The organism is Thermobifida sp., from assembly GCF_017577275.1.
GTDB lineage: Bacteria > Actinomycetota > Actinomycetes > Streptosporangiales > Streptosporangiaceae > Thermobifida > Thermobifida fusca.
Genome location: NZ_PITY01000022.1, coordinates 156,016 through 174,780, shown reverse-complemented (window position 1 = coordinate 174,780; position 18,765 = coordinate 156,016). Strand labels below are relative to the sequence as shown.

At 68.4% G+C, this 18,765-nt stretch carries 12 protein-coding genes; 10 read left to right on the top strand and 2 right to left on the bottom strand.

What is annotated here, in order from left to right:
* Positions 1–136: 136 nt before the first annotated feature.
* The 8 genes from CW348_RS10725 to CW348_RS10690 all read left to right on the top strand — a co-directional run bounded on the left by CW348_RS10725 (position 137) and on the right by CW348_RS10690 (position 11,471).
* Positions 137–922, top strand: a complete 786-nt coding sequence (locus CW348_RS10725; protein ID WP_227481046.1) for a TIGR03936 family radical SAM-associated protein — start codon at positions 137–139, stop codon at positions 920–922.
* A 118-nt stretch (positions 923–1,040) separates the two neighbouring features.
* Positions 1,041–3,767, top strand: a complete 2,727-nt coding sequence (locus CW348_RS10720; protein ID WP_011292606.1) for an Rne/Rng family ribonuclease — start codon at positions 1,041–1,043, stop codon at positions 3,765–3,767.
* A gap of 226 nt (positions 3,768–3,993) precedes the next feature.
* Entirely contained in the window at positions 3,994–4,305 is a 312-nt protein-coding gene (gene rplU, locus CW348_RS10715; RefSeq protein ID WP_011292605.1) for a 50S ribosomal protein L21, read from the top strand.
* 15 nt (positions 4,306–4,320) lie between these two features.
* Positions 4,321–4,587 (top strand): 50S ribosomal protein L27, encoded by a 267-nt coding sequence (gene rpmA, locus CW348_RS10710; RefSeq protein WP_011292604.1) that lies wholly within the window; start codon positions 4,321–4,323, stop codon positions 4,585–4,587.
* A 95-nt stretch (positions 4,588–4,682) separates the two neighbouring features.
* Entirely contained in the window at positions 4,683–6,047 is a 1,365-nt protein-coding gene (gene obgE / locus CW348_RS10705; protein WP_011292603.1) for a GTPase ObgE, read from the top strand.
* A 28-nt stretch (positions 6,048–6,075) separates the two neighbouring features.
* On the top strand, positions 6,076–7,242 hold the full coding sequence (gene proB, locus CW348_RS10700; protein WP_038043973.1) for a glutamate 5-kinase: 1,167 nt from the start codon (positions 6,076–6,078) through the stop codon (positions 7,240–7,242).
* 216 nt (positions 7,243–7,458) lie between these two features.
* Entirely contained in the window at positions 7,459–10,317 is a 2,859-nt protein-coding gene (locus CW348_RS10695) for a CDP-glycerol glycerophosphotransferase family protein (RefSeq protein ID WP_104612597.1), read from the top strand.
* Complete coding sequence (locus CW348_RS10690; RefSeq protein WP_104612596.1) at positions 10,314–11,471, top strand: glycosyltransferase; 1,158 nt, start codon at positions 10,314–10,316, stop codon at positions 11,469–11,471. The genes CW348_RS10695 and CW348_RS10690 overlap by 4 nt, the downstream gene beginning before the upstream one ends.
* Positions 11,472–11,520: 49 nt before the next feature.
* Here CW348_RS10690 and CW348_RS10685 read toward each other — a convergent pair whose 3' ends face one another.
* Positions 11,521–14,163: a glycoside hydrolase family 9 protein gene (locus CW348_RS10685; RefSeq protein WP_011292599.1), complete on the bottom strand. Its 2,643-nt coding sequence runs from the start codon at positions 14,161–14,163 to the stop codon at positions 11,521–11,523.
* Positions 14,164–14,620: 457 nt separating this feature from the next.
* On the opposite strand from CW348_RS10685, the gene CW348_RS10680 reads away from it, so the two are divergent.
* Together CW348_RS10680 and CW348_RS10675 are read left to right on the top strand one after the other, a co-directional pair.
* Entirely contained in the window at positions 14,621–15,877 is a 1,257-nt protein-coding gene (locus CW348_RS10680; RefSeq protein WP_011292598.1) for a glutamate-5-semialdehyde dehydrogenase, read from the top strand.
* 263 nt (positions 15,878–16,140) lie between these two features.
* Positions 16,141–16,740, top strand: a complete 600-nt coding sequence (locus CW348_RS10675; RefSeq protein ID WP_016189002.1) for a DUF1349 domain-containing protein — start codon at positions 16,141–16,143, stop codon at positions 16,738–16,740.
* 14 nt (positions 16,741–16,754) lie between these two features.
* Here the strand turns inward: CW348_RS10675 and CW348_RS10670 are convergent, their stop codons facing one another.
* A complete protein-coding gene (locus CW348_RS10670; RefSeq protein ID WP_011292596.1) occupies positions 16,755–18,743 on the bottom strand; it encodes a glycosyltransferase family 2 protein in 1,989 nt (662 codons plus the stop codon).
* Positions 18,744–18,765 lie beyond the last annotated feature (22 nt).

Here is an 18,765-nt window from a genome sequence, read left to right as displayed (position 1 = left end):
TCTCCCGGGGGACCACGGACCCACATCGGGTCGATCCGCGCGGGAGTGTGAGGATTTGAGGAAAGGAGCAGAGCTGCCCCCCGCACTTGAGGGCGCCGATTCGCTCTCCAACGGAAGCCAGGCCCAACGGTTGCGTGTGCGGTACGCGAAGCGCCACCGCATGAGATTCGCGAGCCATCGCGATATCGCTCGCGTACTTGAGCGTGCACTGCGCCGGGCCGAGGTACCCGTAGCTTTTTCGGCGGGGTTCTCGCCTCATCCCAAGATCTCCTACGCGGGTGCGGCTCCCACGGGAGTGGCAAGTGAGGCGGAGTATTGCGAGCTCACTCTGGCCGAGCCGATGGACCCCGAACGTGTCCGGGAGCGGCTCAACGCCGCGATGCCGGACGGTATCGCCATCCTCGACGTGGTCCCGGCAGCGACCAGCGGTTGGGCAGACCGTCTGGAAGCATCGGAGTGGCGAATCGAACTTCCCGGTGTCGGCCCCGACGACGCCGAGGCAGCCGTTGCCGCGTTCCTCGCGGCCGAGCAGGTTGAAGTGGAGCGACTCACCAAGAAAGGGCGTCGCCGGTTCGACGTACGCCCGGCCGTGTTCCTGCTGGACGTCGCTAGGCGCGCCGCAACGGAACGACAAGAGACATATGCCATACTTCGCTTGATCGTGCGGCATACCACTCCTGTCGTACGACCCGACGACGTGGTGACCGGCCTCCGTCAGATCGCCGATCTCGCCTTGCCAGCACCGGCCAGGATGACCAGGTTGGCGCAGGGGCCGCTTGATGAGGATTCCGGAACCATCGCGGACCCGCTCGCCGTCGACGCTGCGGCCGCGAGGCCAGGCGCCACCGTCGTCAGCGCACACGCCGGATCCGCAGCGGCGCGGTCCGGATCGGGGAACGTGAGCGCAGTTCAAGGACTTTGACCGGCGTCGCCGTGATGGCGACGCCGGTGTGGATATTGACAGCGATAGTTCTCAGGCGCCGCGGCCGGGCACCTCGTGCGGGGCCGTGCCCGAGAACTTTTGACGGGAGACCGCCCGGATGCTCGAGAACGAGCCCAACAACGGTGTGGATAGCACCGAGGGGACAACTGAAATAGAGACAAGCACACGATCGAACGGTTCGACCGTCGTCGGCATGTCCGGTACGGTGCGCCTGGCCCAGCCGGTACGCCGAGGCCGAGCCGCAAGCAGGCCCGCGGGACCACCGCCCGAACCCGACCCGATCCCGGTGACGGCGCGGACGACCGTGGCTGCCACCTCTATCGAGCTGGTCACTGACCCGGCTCCGTCGAAGTCAGCCGCCGAGGACACGGCAGAGGAGGAGCCGAAACGGCGGAGTCGTAAGACCACGGCCCGTACCTCGCGCACCCGTACCCGGAGCAGGACAGCGACCACCGACGATACCGAGCCGACCGGCCAGGACACGACCCCAGGAGCGGAACGGAGCAGCGGGGAGAGCGCCGCGCAGGCCGCGCCCGCGGGCAACACTCTCGCGCCCGCGGCCCAGGACACGCGTCCTGCTGACCCTAGCGCGGTAGCCGCCGTCACCTTCCAACCGCCCATGGTGGTCTTCCAACCGCCGGTCGTGGAGTCGGTAGAGCCGGACAGCCCGCAGGACGCGGGGGAGGAGCTGGACGAGGCCGAGGATCTCAGCGCGGAGATCGAACTGGCGGTGGAGGAGCGCCCCACCCGCCGCAGGCGGCGGAGGAGGCGCAACCGGTCCCGCAGCGGGGACGACGGCGAGGCCGCTGATACCAGCGACACCACGGACGACGCGGAGACGACGGCCGACGAGACCGAGAAAGGCAGCGCGGGGGAGGCACCTGCCGCTGCCGCCGCGGACACGACCGAGGAGACCGAGGCGACGACGACCGGTACCCGGCGTCGCCGTCGGCGCCGCCGCCGTTCCGGGGTAGAGGTCACCACCGAGCCGGAAGCCGATGATCAGTCCAGTACGGCGGCCCGCACTCGTCCCGCCCGCGCTGAACGGCCGATCGAGGAAGAAGTGCAGGCGGTCCGCGGGTCGACGCGTTTGGAAGCCAAGCGGCAGCGCCGTCGGGAAGGACGGGAGCAGGGACGCCGCCGCCCCACCATCATCACCGAGTCGGAGTTCCTGGCCCGCCGCGAGTCCGTCAAACGTGACCTGATCGTCCGCCGGATCGGGGAACGCACCCAGATCGCCGTGCTCGAAGACAACGTGCTCGTCGAGCACTACGTGGACCGTGCCGACCACAAGTCGTACGTCGGCAACGTCTACCTGGGTCGGGTGCAGAACGTGCTGCCGTCGATGGAGGCGGCCTTCGTCGACATCGGCAAAGGGCGCAACGCAGTACTGTACGCGGGCGAAGTCAACTGGGACGCCACCGGCCTGGAAGGCCAGCCCCGCAGGATCGAGTCGGTGCTCAAGTCCGGCCAGTCTGTGCTGGTGCAGGTCACCAAAGACCCGGTCGGGCACAAAGGTGCCCGGTTGACCAGCCAGATCAGCCTGCCCGGCCGCTACTTGGTGTATGTGCCTGACGGCTCGATGACGGGCATCAGCCGCAAGCTGCCCGACAAGGAACGGGCCCGGCTCAAGCAGATCTTGAAGAAGGTCATGCCCAACGGGGCCGGCGTGATCGTGCGTACCGCGGCAGAGGGGGCCAGCGAAGAGGAGCTGGAGCGCGACATCGCCCGCCTGTCGCAGCAGTGGGAGTCCATCAAGCGCAAGGCGAAGTCAGCGACCGCCCCGGCGCTCCTCAGCAGCGAACCAGACCTCACCATCCGCGTGGTCCGGGACATTTTCAACGAAGATTTCTCCAGCCTCGTCGTCTCCGGCGACGATGCGTGGGAGACCATCCGCGACTACGTCAACCAGGTCGCCCCACACTTGGCGGACCGTCTGTCGCACTGGACCGAAGACCGCGACATCTTCGAGGCCTACCGCATCGATGAGCAGATCGCCAAGGCGCTGGAGCGCAAAGTGTGGCTGCCCAGCGGCGGTTCGCTGATCATCGACCGCACCGAGGCGATGACGGTCATCGACGTCAACACCGGCAAGTTCACCGGCCAGGGCGGGAACCTTGAGGAGACGGTCACCAAGAACAACCTCGAGGCGGCCGAGGAGATCGTGCGCCAGCTCCGACTGCGGGACATCGGCGGCATCATCGTCATCGACTTCATCGACATGGTGCTGGAAAGCAACCGCGACTTGGTGCTACGCCGCATGCTGGAATGCCTGTCCCGGGACCGCACCAAGCACCAGGTGGCCGAGGTCACGTCGCTGGGCCTGGTTCAGATGACGCGCAAGCGGGTCGGCCAAGGGTTGCTAGAGGCTTTCTCGCACACCTGCGAGCACTGCAACGGCCGCGGCCTCATCCTGCAGACCGATCTGCTCGAGTCCAAGTCCGGCGGGCGCAAGAAGAAGAACAAGAACAACGGCGCGAATAAGAACGGCGCCGGCGCGGAGAAAACCTCGGCAGACCAGGGCAAGGCCACGGACAAGGCGCGGGCCGGCGGAGACGCCGAGACTGCAGCGCAGGCCGAGGCTAACGGCGGTGCCACGCGTACCGCCAAAGATGTTGCGGGATCGCCCGAGAAACAGGAGGATTCGGTTCCATCCATCTCGGAGTCCGGCAGCGAGTCCTCCGCGCAGGCGAACGCTGTCCCGGAGACGAAGGAGGCTGCTGAACAGCCAGCCGAGACAGTGGCGGAACGCCCCCGGCGCCGCCGGATCCGGCGCAGGGCCGGGGTGGTCGTCTCCGAGACGGCGGTGGCTGAAGCCGGATGATCGTCAGCCGGGCGGGGCATCCCGCCCGGCTCCGACCGCTGCAGCGTGCAGACCTCCTGCGAGCGAGTGGTAGGCTGAAATACGGTGCGTCGGCGCGCCCCACATGTTCGCGCGCCTGAGACCTCCTTTCAATCCCTGCTGCCGCTTGCGGGCGGCGAGCGGGTTGATGACCGCGGTCGATTGTGAGCGCATTCTTTTCTGTAGCGAACAGGAAGTGAGTTTCCCGGTGTACGCGATCGTGCGAGCGGGCGGCCGACAGGAAAAGGTCTCCGTCGATGACGTGGTGACCATCGACAGGGTGGCCAAAGAGGCCGGTGACACGCTCAACCTCGAGCCGCTGCTTGTCGTGGACAACGGCAAGGTTGTCAGCGATGCAGCCGAGCTGAACAAGTACCAGGTCACCGCTGAGGTCCTCGGTGAAGTGACCGGACCCAAGATCAAGATCCTGAAGTACAAGAGCAAGACTGGTTACAAGAGGCGTCTGGGACACCGTCAGAAGTACACCCAGATCCGGGTCACCGGTATCGCCGCGAAGTAGCGGGAGGAGCGCGAGATGGCACACAAGAAGGGCGCGTCGTCCAGCCGTAACGGACGCGACTCCAACGCCAAGCGGCTCGGCGTCAAGCGCTTCGGTGGACAGTACGTCAAGGCTGGCGAGATCCTGGTCCGCCAGCGCGGTACCCGTTTCCACCCCGGTGACAACGTCGGTCGAGGCGGTGACGACACTCTGTTTGCTCTGGTCGCAGGCAGGGTCGAGTTCGGAAACCTGCGGGGCCGCAAAGCCGTAAGCGTCATCCCGACCCCCGTCGCCAGTGAATAGGCCCGGGGAGACGGTGTAGTAAACGTGAGGCGGGCCAGTGTCACTGGCCCGCCTCACGTGCGTTCGACCACCAGACGGATCGAGGAGCCAGCGACATGTCCGATTTCGTCGACGAAGCGGTCTTGCATCTCAAGGCCGGGGACGGCGGGCACGGCTGCGTCTCTATCCACCGGGAGAAGTTCAAGCCGCTGGGCGGCCCCGACGGCGGTAACGGCGGCCACGGTGGGGACGTGATCCTGGAGGTCGACCGCAACACCGCAACCCTGTTGGAGTACCAGCGCCGCCCGCACCGCAAGGCGGAGAACGGTGCTCCCGGGCAGGGAAGCAACCGTTCCGGGGCGAGCGGCGCCGACCTGGTCCTGCCGGTCCCCGACGGCACCGTGGTGACCACCTTGGACGGGGAAGTGATCGCGGACCTGGTCGGCCACGGGACCCGGCTGGTCGTCGCCCGGGGCGGCCGAGGCGGGCTCGGCAACGCCGCCCTCGCCTCCCCGAAACGCAAAGCCCCCGGGTTCGCACTCAAAGGGGAGCCCGGAGAGAAAGTCGACATCCGCCTGGAGCTGAAGACCATCGCCGATGTCGGCCTCGTCGGTTTTCCCAGCGCGGGCAAGTCGTCGCTGATCGCGGCGATGTCGGCGGCCCGCCCGAAGATCGCCGACTACCCGTTCACCACGCTTGTGCCCAACCTCGGCGTCGTGGAAGCGGGACAGACCCAGTACGTGGTCGCCGACGTTCCCGGGCTCATTCCTGGCGCGAGCGAAGGCAAAGGACTGGGACTGGAGTTCCTGCGCCACGTGGAACGCTGCTCCACCCTGCTCCACGTCCTGGACTGCGCCACCTACGAACCGGGACGGGACCCCATCAGCGACCTCGAAGCCGTGGAACGGGAATTGGCCGTCTACGGGGAACGCACCGGCGTGGACCTGTCCGACCGGCCGCGGCTCGTGGCGTTGAACAAGATCGACGTGCCGGAGGCACGTGAGCTCGCCGAACTCGTCGAACCCATGCTGGTGGAACGCGGATACCGGGTGCTCCAGGTCTCTGCAGCTACCCGGGAAGGGCTGAAGGAACTGGCCTATGCGCTCGGCGAGCAGGTGGCCGCAGCCCGCGCCGCCCGCCCGCCGGAGGAGCCGACCCGCCTGATCCTGCGGCCGCGCGAGATCGGCGAAATCCCCTTCCAAGTCATCCCGCTCGGCAACAACGTCTTCCGGGTGATCGGCGACAAGCCCACCCGCTGGGTGCGCCAAACGGACTTCAGCAACGACGAAGCTGTCGGCTATCTCGCGGACCGGCTCAACCGTCTCGGGATCGAGGAGGCCCTCGCAGAAGCGGGCGCTACCGCAGGCGCCGAGGTGCACATCGGGGACGAGGACAACCCCGTGGTCTTCGACTGGGATCCCACGGTCGACAGCGAGCAGACTGTGCTGGGCCCGCGCGGCACCGATCCCCGGTTGAGCTGATCCCCGTGACGCGAAAGGACAGGTAAACGTGGGCACAGGCGTCGGTCAGACGCGTGCGGAAATCGCTCAGGCGCGACGAGTCGTGGTCAAGGTGGGCTCCTCCTCTCTCACCACCCCGCAAGGCGGCCTCGACCACGAGCGGATCCGCGACCTCACCGACGTGCTGGCGGAACGCCGCAAAGCGGGCACCGAAGTGGTGCTGGTCTCCTCCGGAGCGGTCGCCGCGGGAATGGCTCCCCTGGGCCTCACCCAGCGGCCCCGCGACCTCGCTACCCAGCAGGCCGCGGCCAGCGTAGGCCAAGGGCTGCTCCTGGCCCGCTACACCGCCGAGTTCGCCCGGCATTCGCTGACTGCCGCGCAGATCCTGTTGACCGCCGACGACCTGATGCGCCGCGCCCAGTACCGCAACGCGCAGCGCGCGATGAGCCGCCTGCTGGAGATCGGCGCGGTGCCGATCGTCAACGAGAACGACACGGTCGCCACCCACGAGATCCGGTTCGGCGACAACGACCGGCTCGCCGCCCTCGTCGCCCACTTGCTGCGCGCGGACGTGCTGGTGCTGTTGACCGACGTGGACGCGCTGTACGACGGGAACCCGTCCCTGCCGACGAGCACACGCATCACCCAGGTCAACGGCCCGGAGGATCTTGTCGGGGTGGACCTCGGCAGCGCGAACAAGCGCGGGGTGGGGACCGGCGGCATGATCACCAAGGTCGAATCCGCGCGGATCGCGACCGAAGCGGGGGTGGCTACTGTGCTGACCTCGGCGGCCAACGCCCGGGCTGCGCTCCGAGGTGATCCCGTCGGCACGTTCTTCGTCCCCGCGGAACACCGCCGCCCGTCCAGCCGCCAACTCTGGCTGGCCCATGCGACGGCGGGCCGCGGCAGTGTCTTCTTGGACCCGGGGGCGGTGCATGCCGTGGTCACCGAGAAAGCGTCCCTGCTGCCCGCGGGGGTCATCAAAGTGGAAGGCGATTTCAACGCGGGCGACCCCGTGGACTTGCGGGACGAGAACGGTGTCCTCGTCGCCCGCGGCCTGGTCAACTACGACTCTGCGGAGATCCCCGACTTGATGGGCCGCTCCACCCGGTGGCTGGCCCGGGAGCTCGGCGCCGAATACAGCCGCGAGATCGTGCACCGCGACGACCTGGTCGTGCTCCGCAACGGCAGCACCAGCGACCGGGAAGCCTGCTGACCGCCCCATAATCGGTGAGCTGCAGGAGCGCCGCGCGTCGGCGCTCCTGCGCTGCGCGACACGTGCAACCACCCCAACTGCCCCGAAAAGCACCTTTTGTGGAAGATTTTCGCGGCTCTGGCCGGTGCTTTCCGTCCGGCTTCTTAGGCTGCCGGTACGCATGTCCCGTGACATAGCGGCCGCGCTAGCGGTCCACGCCGGACGGACGGGGTTCCTATGGTCGACGTCAGTGTGGTGGTCATCGTCTACAACGACGAAAAGCGGCTACCTACCGCGGTGCAGTCCGTACTGAACCAGGCACTGCGGAGCGTGGAAGCCGTCATCGTCGACGACCACAGCTCCGACGGGAGTTTCGCGGTAGCCCAGAGATTCGCGGAACGCTACCCCGACCGGGTCCGCGCATTCCGCCTGCCCTCCAACAGCGGAGGCTGCGGACAACCCCGCAACTACGGCATTGAACGGGCTGCGGGCCGCTATGTGATGTTCCTGGACAGCGACGACGAACTGGACCGCAACGCCTGCCGCGCCATGGTACGGGCGATCGAGACCACCGGAGCGGACTTTGTCTCCGGCCTGTGCGTCCGCGTCCACACCACCCCGCGCGGACGCAAGGAAAAACCCTGGTACCGGTGGATCTACCGGCAGACCCGAGTGCTGGACTCGCTCACCGACGACCCCGATCCGCTGGTCTGGGACACGCTTGCCACCAACAAGTGCTATCGCCGGTCTTTCCTCCTCAACCACCGGCTCCGTTTCCCCACCGGGATCGCCTACGAGGACTTCCTGTTCACCGCCCGGGCCTGGCTGGCAGCGCGGCGCGTCGCCCTGATCCCCAACACGGTCTACTACTGGCATGTCTCCGACAGCCCGGAGCGCCGGTCGATCACGCAGCGCCGGGACGAGATCGGCAACCTCGCCGACCGGCTCGCCATGCACCGCGAAATCGACGCCCTGCTCGCCGAACGCGGCCTGGACACGGTCCACCTCGCCAAAAGCGTCAAATTCCTCAAGCACGACCTGGTCCTCCACTTGCGCGACCTTCCGCTCCGCACCGAGGAGTACCGGCGGTCGTTCCTCGACCTGGTGGGCCCCTATGTCGCGCACCTGCCGACGGAGGCCTACCACCAGCTCCGGCCGCTGCAGGCGATATGCGCCTACCTGGTCGCCCAAGGCGACGGCGACGCTCTCCTGCCCGCGGCCGACGCACTCATCAACCCCCACAAGACCGCGGTGCCCCTGGCGGAGCGGGAAGGGCGCATCTACTGGAGCACCCGGCACCTCAACGACCCGCTGGGCCGGGAGCTCCTCGACGTCACCGACCTCGGCTATCACCTCAAACCGTTGCACAAGCTCGCTCCCCGCACCGTGGTCACCGGCCAGCGGGTCGACGGCCGCTGGCTGCGGCTGTCGGGGCGCGTGACCAACCCGCTGGGCCGTATCCCCACGCCGACGAGCTCTCGGGTGCGCGGCCGCCTGGAACTCACCGCCCGCCGCGCCGGGTGGCGCGTCTTCCGTTTGCCCCTCCGCCAGCTCGTCCACCGCGGAGACCACCTCACCTGGGCGGCCGACCTCGACCTGGGGCGCGTCTTCCACCCGATCGGCATCGTCGACCACGTGTGGGATCTGCGGCTGGTCATGGATATCGACGGGACGCGCGTGCGCAGCCGCCTCACCGTCGTCCACCCCGACCTGGACACTGCTCCGCTGCCCGTTCAGCCGCTGCTGCCCGGACTGGGCGCCGACCAGGTGGTCGCGGAAGTGTCCGCCAAAGGACACCTCGCGCTGCGGGTCGTCCCGTCCACTGCGGTCCAACACCGGGCACGCACCGCTCTCGTCGCAGCAGCCGGCACCCCCGCGGGCCGGCGCAGCCGGGCGCTGCTCGCCACAGCCCGCCGCGTTCCGCGCCTGCTCGCCTCGGAACAGAACAAGCGGTGGCTCTACCACACGGTGCTGTGCCGGCTGCCGCGGCACCGCGGACTAGCTGTCTTCGAAAGCCACCTGGGGCAGCGCTACTCCGACAGTCCCCGGGCGATCTACGAAGAGCTACGCCGCCGCGACCTGCCCATGACCGCGGTGTGGTCCTATGCGCACACCCCGGACGGCTTCCCACGCGATGCGGTCCTGGTCCGCCGGTGGAGCCTGCGCTACCTGGTGGCCCTCGCCCGTGCCGAGTACTGGATCGACAACCAGGGCTTCCCTTCAGGGCTGCGTAAACCCGCCCACACCACCTACCTGCAGACGTGGCACGGCAGCGCCCTCAAACGCATGGGGTTCGACGAACCCGAAGTGCAGTTGCGGAGCCGGGCAGCGCGGGACCGGCTCCGCGCGGACCTCGGCCGGTTCGACGCCTTCTGCGTGCGGTCCCACCACGACATGGAGACACTGATCCCGGCGTTCCGTCTCAACCCCGCGGTGGCGCTCCCCGTCGGCTACCCCCGCAACGACGCCCTGGTGCGGCAGCGGCAGCAGGAGGAGCGGACCGGGCGGCGCACCTATCCGCGGATCGGTGCCGCACCGCACCTTCCCGACCACCGGCGCATCCTGCTGTATGCGCCCACGTTCCGCGGGCGGCCGCGGCGGCGGACCGCGGTGCGGCCGCTGTTCGACCTCGCGGCGTTCGCCCGCGAGTTCGGCGACCAGTACGTGCTGCTCGTCCGCTCCCACTACCTCGAGCGTCTGGTGGTGCCGCCCTCGGCAGCCGAAGCGGTGATCGACGTCTCCGCGGAGCACGACACCACCCCGCTGCTCGCCGCGGCGGATGCGCTCATCACCGACTACTCCTCGGTGATGTTCGACTACGTGCTGCTCGACCGTCCGATGATCTACTACGTGCCCGACTATGACGACTACGTGCACCATGCGCGGGGCACCTACTTCTCTCTGGCGGAAGTGGCACCCGGACCGCTGGCGTTCACCGAGGAAGAGCTGTTCGCCGCGCTCCGGGAACTGGACACAGCCGATACCGAGTACGTCAAAGCCCGCCGAGCCTTCGCCGAGCGTTTCGCTGCCTACGACACTGGGACGGCTGCGCGCGCCATCGTCGACCGGTTCTTTCTCCAGGAAGGCCGCCGATGAACAGCGTTCCCGAACGGCGACGTGACCTGTTCCTGGTCGCCAACAGCGTCAACGAGCTGGGCGGTGTCACGAGCTGGACGCACCGCATGGCCCGCCTCTTCACCGACCGGGGCCACCGCGTGCACGTGGTGGGAGTCGCCCCCCCCAATGTCGTCCAAGAGGTCGGGGAGACGCCCTATCCCACGACCACCTTGCACGCGACCCGACCCCCGTCCCTGCGGCCGCCCCGGCGGCTCCGCGACCGGCTCAACGTGGGGGCGCGCCTGCGGCGGGCCCGCTGGGAAGCGACCCGACGCGCTCACGCGGCCGTACTGTCCGACCTGCTGCAGACCGCGGCACCCGGCGGGGTGGTCATCGTCACCCAAGTGTGGGCGATGGAGTGGGTGGCTATGGCCGATACCGCGGGCTTGCACGTGGTGGGGATGACCCACGAATCGTTCGAGGAGTCCAGGCGGACCTCCAGGTTCGCTCGAGTCCAGCGGTACTACCGGGACGTGGACTGCCTGCTTGCGCTCACCCGGGAGGACGCGGACCGGTGGATCAACCAAGGGCTCAACAACCTCGACGTCATGCCCAACCCGCTGCCGTGGTACCCCGAGGAGCCGTCGCCGCGCACCGGTCGGGTGGTGGCGAGCATCGGCCGATTCGACGAGCAGAAGCGGGTCGACCTTCTCCTGGAGACGTGGGCCAAGGTGGCGCCCCGCTTCCCGGAGTGGACGCTGCGGATCTACGGGAGCGGCGCCGAAGAGCAGGAGCTGCGCGACTACTGCAGCCATTTGGGGCTGGACGACTCCGTGCAGTGGATGGGGACGACATCCGATGTGCCCGGGGCGCTGCGGGAGGCGTCGGTTTTCGTCCAGTCGTCACGCGGGGAAGGTTTCCCGCTCGTGCTGCTCGAGGCGATGGCGTGCGCGGTGCCGTGTGTGGCTTTCGATTGTGCTCCGGGGGTGCGTGAGATCGTCACCGACGGCGTCGACGGGCTGCTGGCCCCGCCCGGGGATACGCACGCCCTCGCGGACCGGCTCGCGCAGATCCTCGCCGACCAGGAGCTCCGCGACCGGTTGGGGGACCAGGCACGGCGTTCCGTGACCCGGTACGCCCCTGAGAAGATCGTGCGCCGCTGGGAAGAGCTGTTCGACTTCCTGGACCGGTAGCGGCACGGTGCCGCGGCCGCCCGCGGGGCGGACGGCCGCGGTTGCCGTGTTAGGCGAGGGCGCAGGGCTCGCCGTTGAGGGTGAAATCGGTGGGAGGTGTGTTGCTGCCGCTCCAGGAGCCGTTGAAGCCGACCTCGACGGTGGCTCCAGGCGCCAGGGAGCTGTTCCAGGACATGGGGGTGGCGGTCACGGCGGCCCCGTCCTGGCGCCACGTGGCGTTCCACCCGTGGGTGACCTGCTGGCCAGCGGGGAAGGTGAAGGAGAGCTCCCAGCTGGAGAGCGGGGCCGTGCCGTGGTAGGTGATCCGGATCGAAGCGGTGAATCCGGAGTCCCAGTCGTTGGTGCTGTAGCCCACCGTGCAGGAGGCGTCAGGCCCGCCGCCGTTCTCGGCCAGCGTGGTGAAGGAGACGGTACTCCGCTGGGAGACGTTGCCCGCGTTGTCCCGGGCCACGACAGCCGCGATGTAGGTGGTGTCGGGTTCTAGACCGGTCAAGGTGAAGCTGGTCCGGGTGGTGGATCCCACCTTCTGCTCCTGGCCTGTGCCGGCGCGGAGGAAGACGTCGTACCCGGCTACGCCGCTGCCGCCGGTGTCGCTGGACGCGGACCAGGTGAGCACGGCGCTGGTGGAGGTGACGTCCCGGACCGCGGGGGAGCCGGGCGCGCTCGGCGGGGTCACGTCCTCGCCGGGTTCTTCGCCGCCTCCCGGTCCTTCTCCGCCGCCGGGCTCTTCCCCTTCCTCGGGGGCGGTGCCCCACACCGGTACACCGTCGTCGTAGAGCACGATGTACGGGGCGGGAGCGAGTTCGTTGCCGATGCCTTGGAAGGACCAGTCGTTGGAGGGGTCCCATCCGGGGCCGCCGGCGATGCGGAACTGGACTTCGCGGCGGTGCTCCGACTGGCCGCCGGGGAAGATCTTCTCCCCGGTGCAGTCGATCTCCACGTAGTACAGGTCGCCGGAGACGTGGTGGACGTCCTCCGGGGTGGCGCACTGGTTGTAGGCGGAGCTCACCGTGATGTCCGCGGGGTCCACGCCTTCATCGAGGGTGAACCAGTACCGGAAGGTGCCCTTGTCCAGCATCCGGGCCGGCCAGCCCGACTGGTTGCGGATCATGGCTTTGATCTCGGTGAACGTGGTGCCCGGCGTGTTGATCTGGGCTTCCACGAAGATCTCCGGTCCGTCGGGCTCCTCGGTGGGCGGGAAGTCCGCCAGCGGGGTGCCGCCGTACTCTTCGACCAGCATGGCCAGCGCGCTGGAGAATCCGGCGTTGTAGTCGGTGGCGACTTCGTTGGCGACGTAGTCCTGCCGGTCGTCGGTGTAGGCGTCGTTCGGGGAGCCGGGACCGCCGACGAGGGCGCCGTAGAGGACGTGCCGGTTCTCCGCGGGCGAGGCGATGCTGTCGGTCCACGACCCGTGCGCGGTGCGGTGGTGGGGGTTGCGCGGCGGGTTGTTGCCGAAGCCCACCACGTAGCTGGAGTTCCGCGGGTTGTCGCCGAGCGCGTAGTTGATCTGCCGCACCGCGAAGTCGTGGTACCGCTGCTTGCGGACGGGGTCGTCGATCACCTTGGCGTAGACGAGGGCGACGAACGCGGTGTTAGCGGCGTAGCGCAGGGCTCCCCAGGTGTCGAGCACAGCCATCCCGCCGGGGGAGTAGGGCACGCGCTGGCCGTTGACGCCGACCGTCCAGTAGTCGAGCCACCGGTTGGCGTCGTCGATGTATTTTTGCTTGCCGGTTTCCTTGGCGAGCAGCACGTAGGTGCCGTAGGACTTGTCGTCCCAGGCGATGGTCCACCGGTAGCTGCGGAGGTCGGTCTGCTGCTCGGTGGAGAGGAAGTCGTACTCGTACTCGGCCTTCGCCAAGTAGGAGTCGTCCCCGGTGGCCTTGTACAGCCAGTAGGCGCCCCAGACGAGCTCGTCCTGGTAGCCCGACCAGGAGTTGTAGAACGCTCCGGCGGGCACGCAGTCGGAGTACACGCCGCGGTAGGTGTCGGCGAACGTGTAGAGCTGCTTGGCGTGCTGCACGAGGGTGGCCGCGTACGCAGGGTCGTCGTCGGCGAACACGATGGAGGACGCGGCCATGGCCGCGGCGGTTTCGGCTGCGACGTCGCTGCCCGGGCAGGAGGGGTCCACTTTGAAGCTGGGCCGCTCCATCGGCATGACTTCGGCCGGACCCCACCACTTGTGGTCGGCGTCGCCGTCGCCGACCTGCACGTACAGCACGTTGGGCGAGGGGTGGGCTTTGATGAAGTAGTCGTTGACCCAGCGCAGGTTGTCCTTGAGGTAGGGCATCTGGCCGGAGCGGATGTAGCCTTCCGGGCTTTCGATGGCGCCCCAGGCGAGCATGGTCGCGGTGAAGGCCATGGGGAAGCCGAATTTCACGTGGTCGCCGGCGTCGTACCAGCCGCCGGTGAGGTCGAGTCCCACGTCCGCGCCGTCGTTGAGCCCGGAGTCGCCGCGCCAGGAGACCCGGTTGTTCTCCGGGAGTTTCCCGGAGCGTTGGGCCTCGTAGAAGAACATCGACTTCTGGAGGGCTTCGGCGTAGTTGAACGCCGGTTCGGCGTGGGCGGTTCCCGTGGCCAAGGGGACGCCCAGCATGCCCGCGGTGAGGGCCGCGGTAGCTCCCAGGGAAGTGAGGAAGCGGCGCGCCCGGCTGTGACGGCCGCGTCGGCGGGGAGGAGGTTCAGTGACGGACATGGGGTCTCCAGGGGGATTGTGCGAACACACCGGTGTGGGAGCGCTCCCAGTTTGGTGTTGGCTCTCTGTGAAGTGACGTCTCCAGCATGGTGCGACGTGGTGACCGATTGCGTCAATGGGTGAACCTTAAGTAGTCGCCCTTCGCGTGCGGCTGACACGGAGCAGCGGGGGAGATCTGCTGCCGCTGCCCGTCGGAGCGGCCGCCGCGGCATCCCTGCCCGCCCAGGGTGCGGCCCCGCACGTGGCCCGGGCGCCGTGCCCGGCGGCCCACAGACCGCCTCCCCACAGCTGCAGTGGCGGCGGCCCCGCGACGCCGATACCGTTGTGCGTGGGACGGCGGAACACATCCGGACCCCACCGTCTGCGGCGCTGGGCTCCGATCCGGGGAGCGGACCGCCGCTACCCGCGCCGTCCAAAGCGGTGTGTAGGACAACCGACTGCAGAAAGCGAAGACACCATGACTGACATCGAGCGGGACGTCCGCAAGGTCGCTGAGCGCGCTCGGGACGCCGCCGCAGACCTCGCCCCGCTCAGCCGGGACGCTAAGGACGAGGCGCTCACCGCCGTGGCCGACGCCTTGCGCGAGCGGACCGAGGAGATCGTCGCGGCCAACGCCAAGGACGTCGCTCAAGCCAGGGAGAACGGCATCAGCGAGGCGATGATCGACCGCCTCACCCTGACCCCCGCCCGTATCACCGCGATCGCGGACGCGGTCCACGAGATCGTCGAACTGCCTGACCCGGTCGGCGAAGTCGTCCGCGGCAAGACCCTGCCCAACGGGCTGGAACTGCGCCAGATCCGGGTTCCGCTCGGTGTCATCGGCATCATCTACGAGGGGCGTCCCAATGTGACCGTGGACGCCGCCGCGCTCTGCCTCAAGAGCGGAAACGCTGTCCTGCTGCGGGGCTCCTCCTCCGCGTACTCCTCCAACACGGTCCTCACCGACGTGATCCGCCAGGCGCTGGCCAGCACGCGGGTGCCGGTCGACGCCGTGCAGATGGTGCCCGGCAAGAGCCGCGAGTCGGTCAAGCACCTGATGCGGGCCCGCGGCCTGGTAGACGTCCTCATCCCGCGCGGCGGTGCCTCGCTCATCCAGACCGTGGTCAACGAGTCCACGATCCCCGTGATCGAGACCGGCACCGGAAACTGCCACGTCTACGTCGACGAAGCAGCCGACCTCGACCAGGCGCTGAAGATCGTGCTCAACAGCAAGACCCAGCGCTGCTCGGTGTGCAACGCCAGCGAAACCCTGCTCGTCCACGCCGGTATCGCCGACGCCTTCCTGCCGCGGGCGCTGGCCGAACTGCGCGAGGCCGGAGTCACCATCCACGGCGATGAGCGGGTCCGCTCCTACGACAGCAGCGTGGTGCCCGCCACCGAAGAGGACTGGGCCACCGAGTACCTCTCCTTGGACCTGGCGGTCCGCGTCGTGGACTCCCTGGACGAGGCCGTGGCGCATATCCGCGCCTACTCTTCGGCGCACACCGAGGCCATCATCACCGACTCCCAGGCAGCGGCACGCCGCTTCGTCTCCCTGGTGGACTCCGCGGCCGTCATGGTCAACGCCTCCACCCGCTTCACCGACGGCGGCGAGTTCGGCTTCGGTGCGGAGATCGGCATCTCCACCCAGAAGCTGCACGCACGCGGTCCGATGGGCCTGCCGGAACTGACCACCACCAAGTACGTGGTTACCGGGGAAGGCCACGTGCGCTGACCAGCGCTGTGCCGCCGCGGCCCGCACCTCGCAGCCGGGGAGCGGAGCCGCGGCGGCTCCCGTTCCCCGCCCAGCGGGATCGTTCCGCCGCAGAGCCGCCGCGCAGCGGCACGGGGGAGAGGACGACGGCCATGGCCGAAGCGGCAGGCCGCCTCCCCGCGGCCGCTTTCGGTAGGGCGGTCCGGACGCGGGAAGGTCTTGTCACAGAGCGTGGCCGTGGTGGAGGATCACGGCGACTCCCCAGCGTCCACGAGAGGACCCCCATGCCTGAACCGGTAACCATCCCCGCCCTTCCCGCCTCGCTGACCTGGTGGAACACCCCGGTCGACTTCGCGGTGACCGGACCGGACAGCCTCTGTATCACCGCTGGAGCACGGACGGACGTGTTCAGCGACCCGAACGGGACGGTCCGCATCGCGAACGCCCCTGCCCTCCTGGCGGGACTCGACGGGGATTTCACCCTCGCTGCGCGCGTCAGCCCGAGCCTCCACGCCACCTACGACGCCGGCGTGCTGTTCCTCTACGTCGACGAGGACAACCACGCCAAGTTGTGCCTGGAGCTGTCCCCGCAAGGCCAGCCGACCATCGTGTCGGTGGTGACCCGCGACGGTGTCTCCGACGACTGCAATTCGCTAGCGGTCGAGGGGGAAGCCATGCTGCGGATCACCCGGACCGGAGGCGCCTACGCCTTCCACACCAATCTCGGCGACGGGTGGTGGCACCTGATCCGCTACTTCGCGCTCCCCGGTCCTGCCCGGGCGGGCTTCCTCGCCCAGTCCCCCACGGGAGAGGGGCAGACGGTGCATTTTACGGAGATCGCGTACACGTCCGCCCCGCCCGCGGACCTGCGTGGGGGACAGTGAACAAGACAGCGGGATCAGCGGCGGAGGCCGAGATCACGGGCTAGGCGGCCTGCCCGGCGCCGGAGCGCCCGGTAGAGGCGGCCCATCCGGGCACGCAACGACCGGGACGGGTGCTGCACCTTGACCGACCAGTGGAACAGGCCCCGGCTGAGCCGGAGCCGCAGCGGGATGGGACGCTCCGCCGTCTCCACGACGAGTTCCCACTGCCCCGGACCGGAGACGTGGGGCACGTCAGCGGTGAGGACGGAGTGCGGGTTGGTCGCGCTGGCCGAATCGGGCCGCACACTTGCCGCGCTCTCTACCTTCTCCCCGTTGCCGACCAAGCACAGCGGCAACCCGATGCGCTCGTCGCTGGTGTGCAGGGCCAGCGGGATCCGCAATTGCAGGCCGTCGCTGTTGCGGACCACAGCCGGGCGCTCCTGCGGGGGGATGAGCGCCGGGAGTTTCTGCCAGGGGTCGTCGGCGGTGACCACCAGGTGGTTCTTCGCGTTGTAGCTGGGGGTCACCAGCACCGGGGGTGTGTTGTCGAGGTGGACGAAGGCGGGGACCCGCGTGGCCTCCGCTGCGGGGGAGCGCAGCGGACCAAGCGTGAAATCGCAGCTCACGCCGCCCAAGTCGATGCGGGAGACGAACCACCACTTGCCGAGCAGGGGGCCGCCCAGGTTGCCGCGCTGGATGTCAAGCGTGACCGTCCCGACCAGCCGGACCGTGAACCGGTCCGCACCCACCGGTTCTTCGAGGAGGGTGAACGAGGTCGGCACGGTGACATCTGCGCCGAGCTTCTTATTGCGGGCGAAGGTACGCAGCTTGATCCGTTTCAGCGCCGCGGTGACCTCGGCGGCCTCGCACACCTCCGGGTGGGAGAGCACGGCGGTCGGGAGGTCCCAGTAGACCGATTCGGCGGAGCGCACGAATTCCAGGGGCCGCTGGTCGCTTTTGCGCACCAGGGTGCTCTCCACGTCCACGTACAGCACCGAGCCGTCCCACCGGTATCCGGTCACCGTGGTGTGCTGTCCCAGGTCGTGTTCGAACTCGGCGACGTGGCGGACAAGGTCGAACTGTCCGGTCCGCAGCGCGGTAGCGCGCAGCCGGGAGAACGGGTTGAGTCTGGCGTCCACCCGTTCGGGGATGCGGCGTTGGACGAGCGAGTGGGCGACGGTGTGGAGGACCTCCGCGGTCTGCTCGGGCAGCCGCAAGTATTTAGCCCCTTGCATCTGCCCTAGCAGTTTCGACCGGTACCACTGCGCCAGCAGGGTGTCGCGGAACTCTCCCGGTTCGGTTTCGGCTTCGATGATGTCGATGATCCGCTCGACACTGCCGAGGTAGTCCTCGGGGTCGGGAGGGGTGCGGAACGAGATATTCCCGAAGTTTTCGTCCTTGTGCCGCACCCAGTAGTAGCAGGTGTAGTCGTGGACTACCGAGACCGAGGCGGCGCGCAGGTAGGCGGGGAGCATGAACATGTGGTCCTCGAGCCGGACTTTCCCTTCGGGGAAGCGCAGCCCGTGGGAGCGGACGAACTCGGTGCGGAAGAGCTTGTGCACCGTCAGCGTGGTGAGCAGGATGCGGTGGGTGCGCAGTGTCGCCCCGGACAAGGGTCTTTGGAAGATCTCCCGGGGCGCTCTCCGGCCGATGCCCGCCATCCGGCCGATCACGATGTCAGCGGAGTCCTCCCGGGCTTTGGCGACCAGGCGCTCTAAGGCTTCCGCGCCGAGGTAGTCGTCATCGTCCATGAAGAAGAGGTACTCGCCTCGGGCGCGGTCGATGCCGATGTTGCGGGGGCGTCCAGGCCAGCCGGAGTTCTCGATGTGCACGACCGAGAAGTTCTCTTCGCCAGCGAGTTCCGTGTCGAGCAGCTCCCCGGTCCCGTCAGTGGAACCGTCGTCGACGTAGATGACTTCGAAGCGAGAGCGGGGCAGAGTCTGCGCGCGCAGCGATTCAAGCCCAGCTAGTACCCCCCGGCCGGTGTTGTGGACCGGAATGATGACGGTCACATCGATGGACATGATTCCCCGTTTCCCCCTGTAG

Excerpts from the sequence above, each read along its gene's own strand:
- CW348_RS10720 (WP_011292606.1), top strand. The coding sequence starts at position 1,041 with ATGCTCGAGAACGAGCCCAACAACGGTGTGGATAGCACCGAGGGGACA.
- rpmA (WP_011292604.1), top strand. The coding sequence starts at position 4,321 with ATGGCACACAAGAAGGGCGCGTCGTCCAGCCGTAACGGACGCGACTCC.
- obgE (WP_011292603.1), top strand. The coding sequence starts at position 4,683 with ATGTCCGATTTCGTCGACGAAGCGGTCTTGCATCTCAAGGCCGGGGAC.
- CW348_RS10695 (WP_104612597.1), top strand. The coding sequence starts at position 7,459 with ATGGTCGACGTCAGTGTGGTGGTCATCGTCTACAACGACGAAAAGCGG.
- CW348_RS10690 (WP_104612596.1), top strand. The coding sequence starts at position 10,314 with ATGAACAGCGTTCCCGAACGGCGACGTGACCTGTTCCTGGTCGCCAAC.
- CW348_RS10685 (WP_011292599.1), bottom strand. The coding sequence starts at position 14,163 with ATGTCCGTCACTGAACCTCCTCCCCGCCGACGCGGCCGTCACAGCCGG.
- CW348_RS10680 (WP_011292598.1), top strand. The coding sequence starts at position 14,621 with ATGACTGACATCGAGCGGGACGTCCGCAAGGTCGCTGAGCGCGCTCGG.
- CW348_RS10675 (WP_016189002.1), top strand. The coding sequence starts at position 16,141 with ATGCCTGAACCGGTAACCATCCCCGCCCTTCCCGCCTCGCTGACCTGG.
- CW348_RS10670 (WP_011292596.1), bottom strand. The coding sequence starts at position 18,743 with ATGTCCATCGATGTGACCGTCATCATTCCGGTCCACAACACCGGCCGG.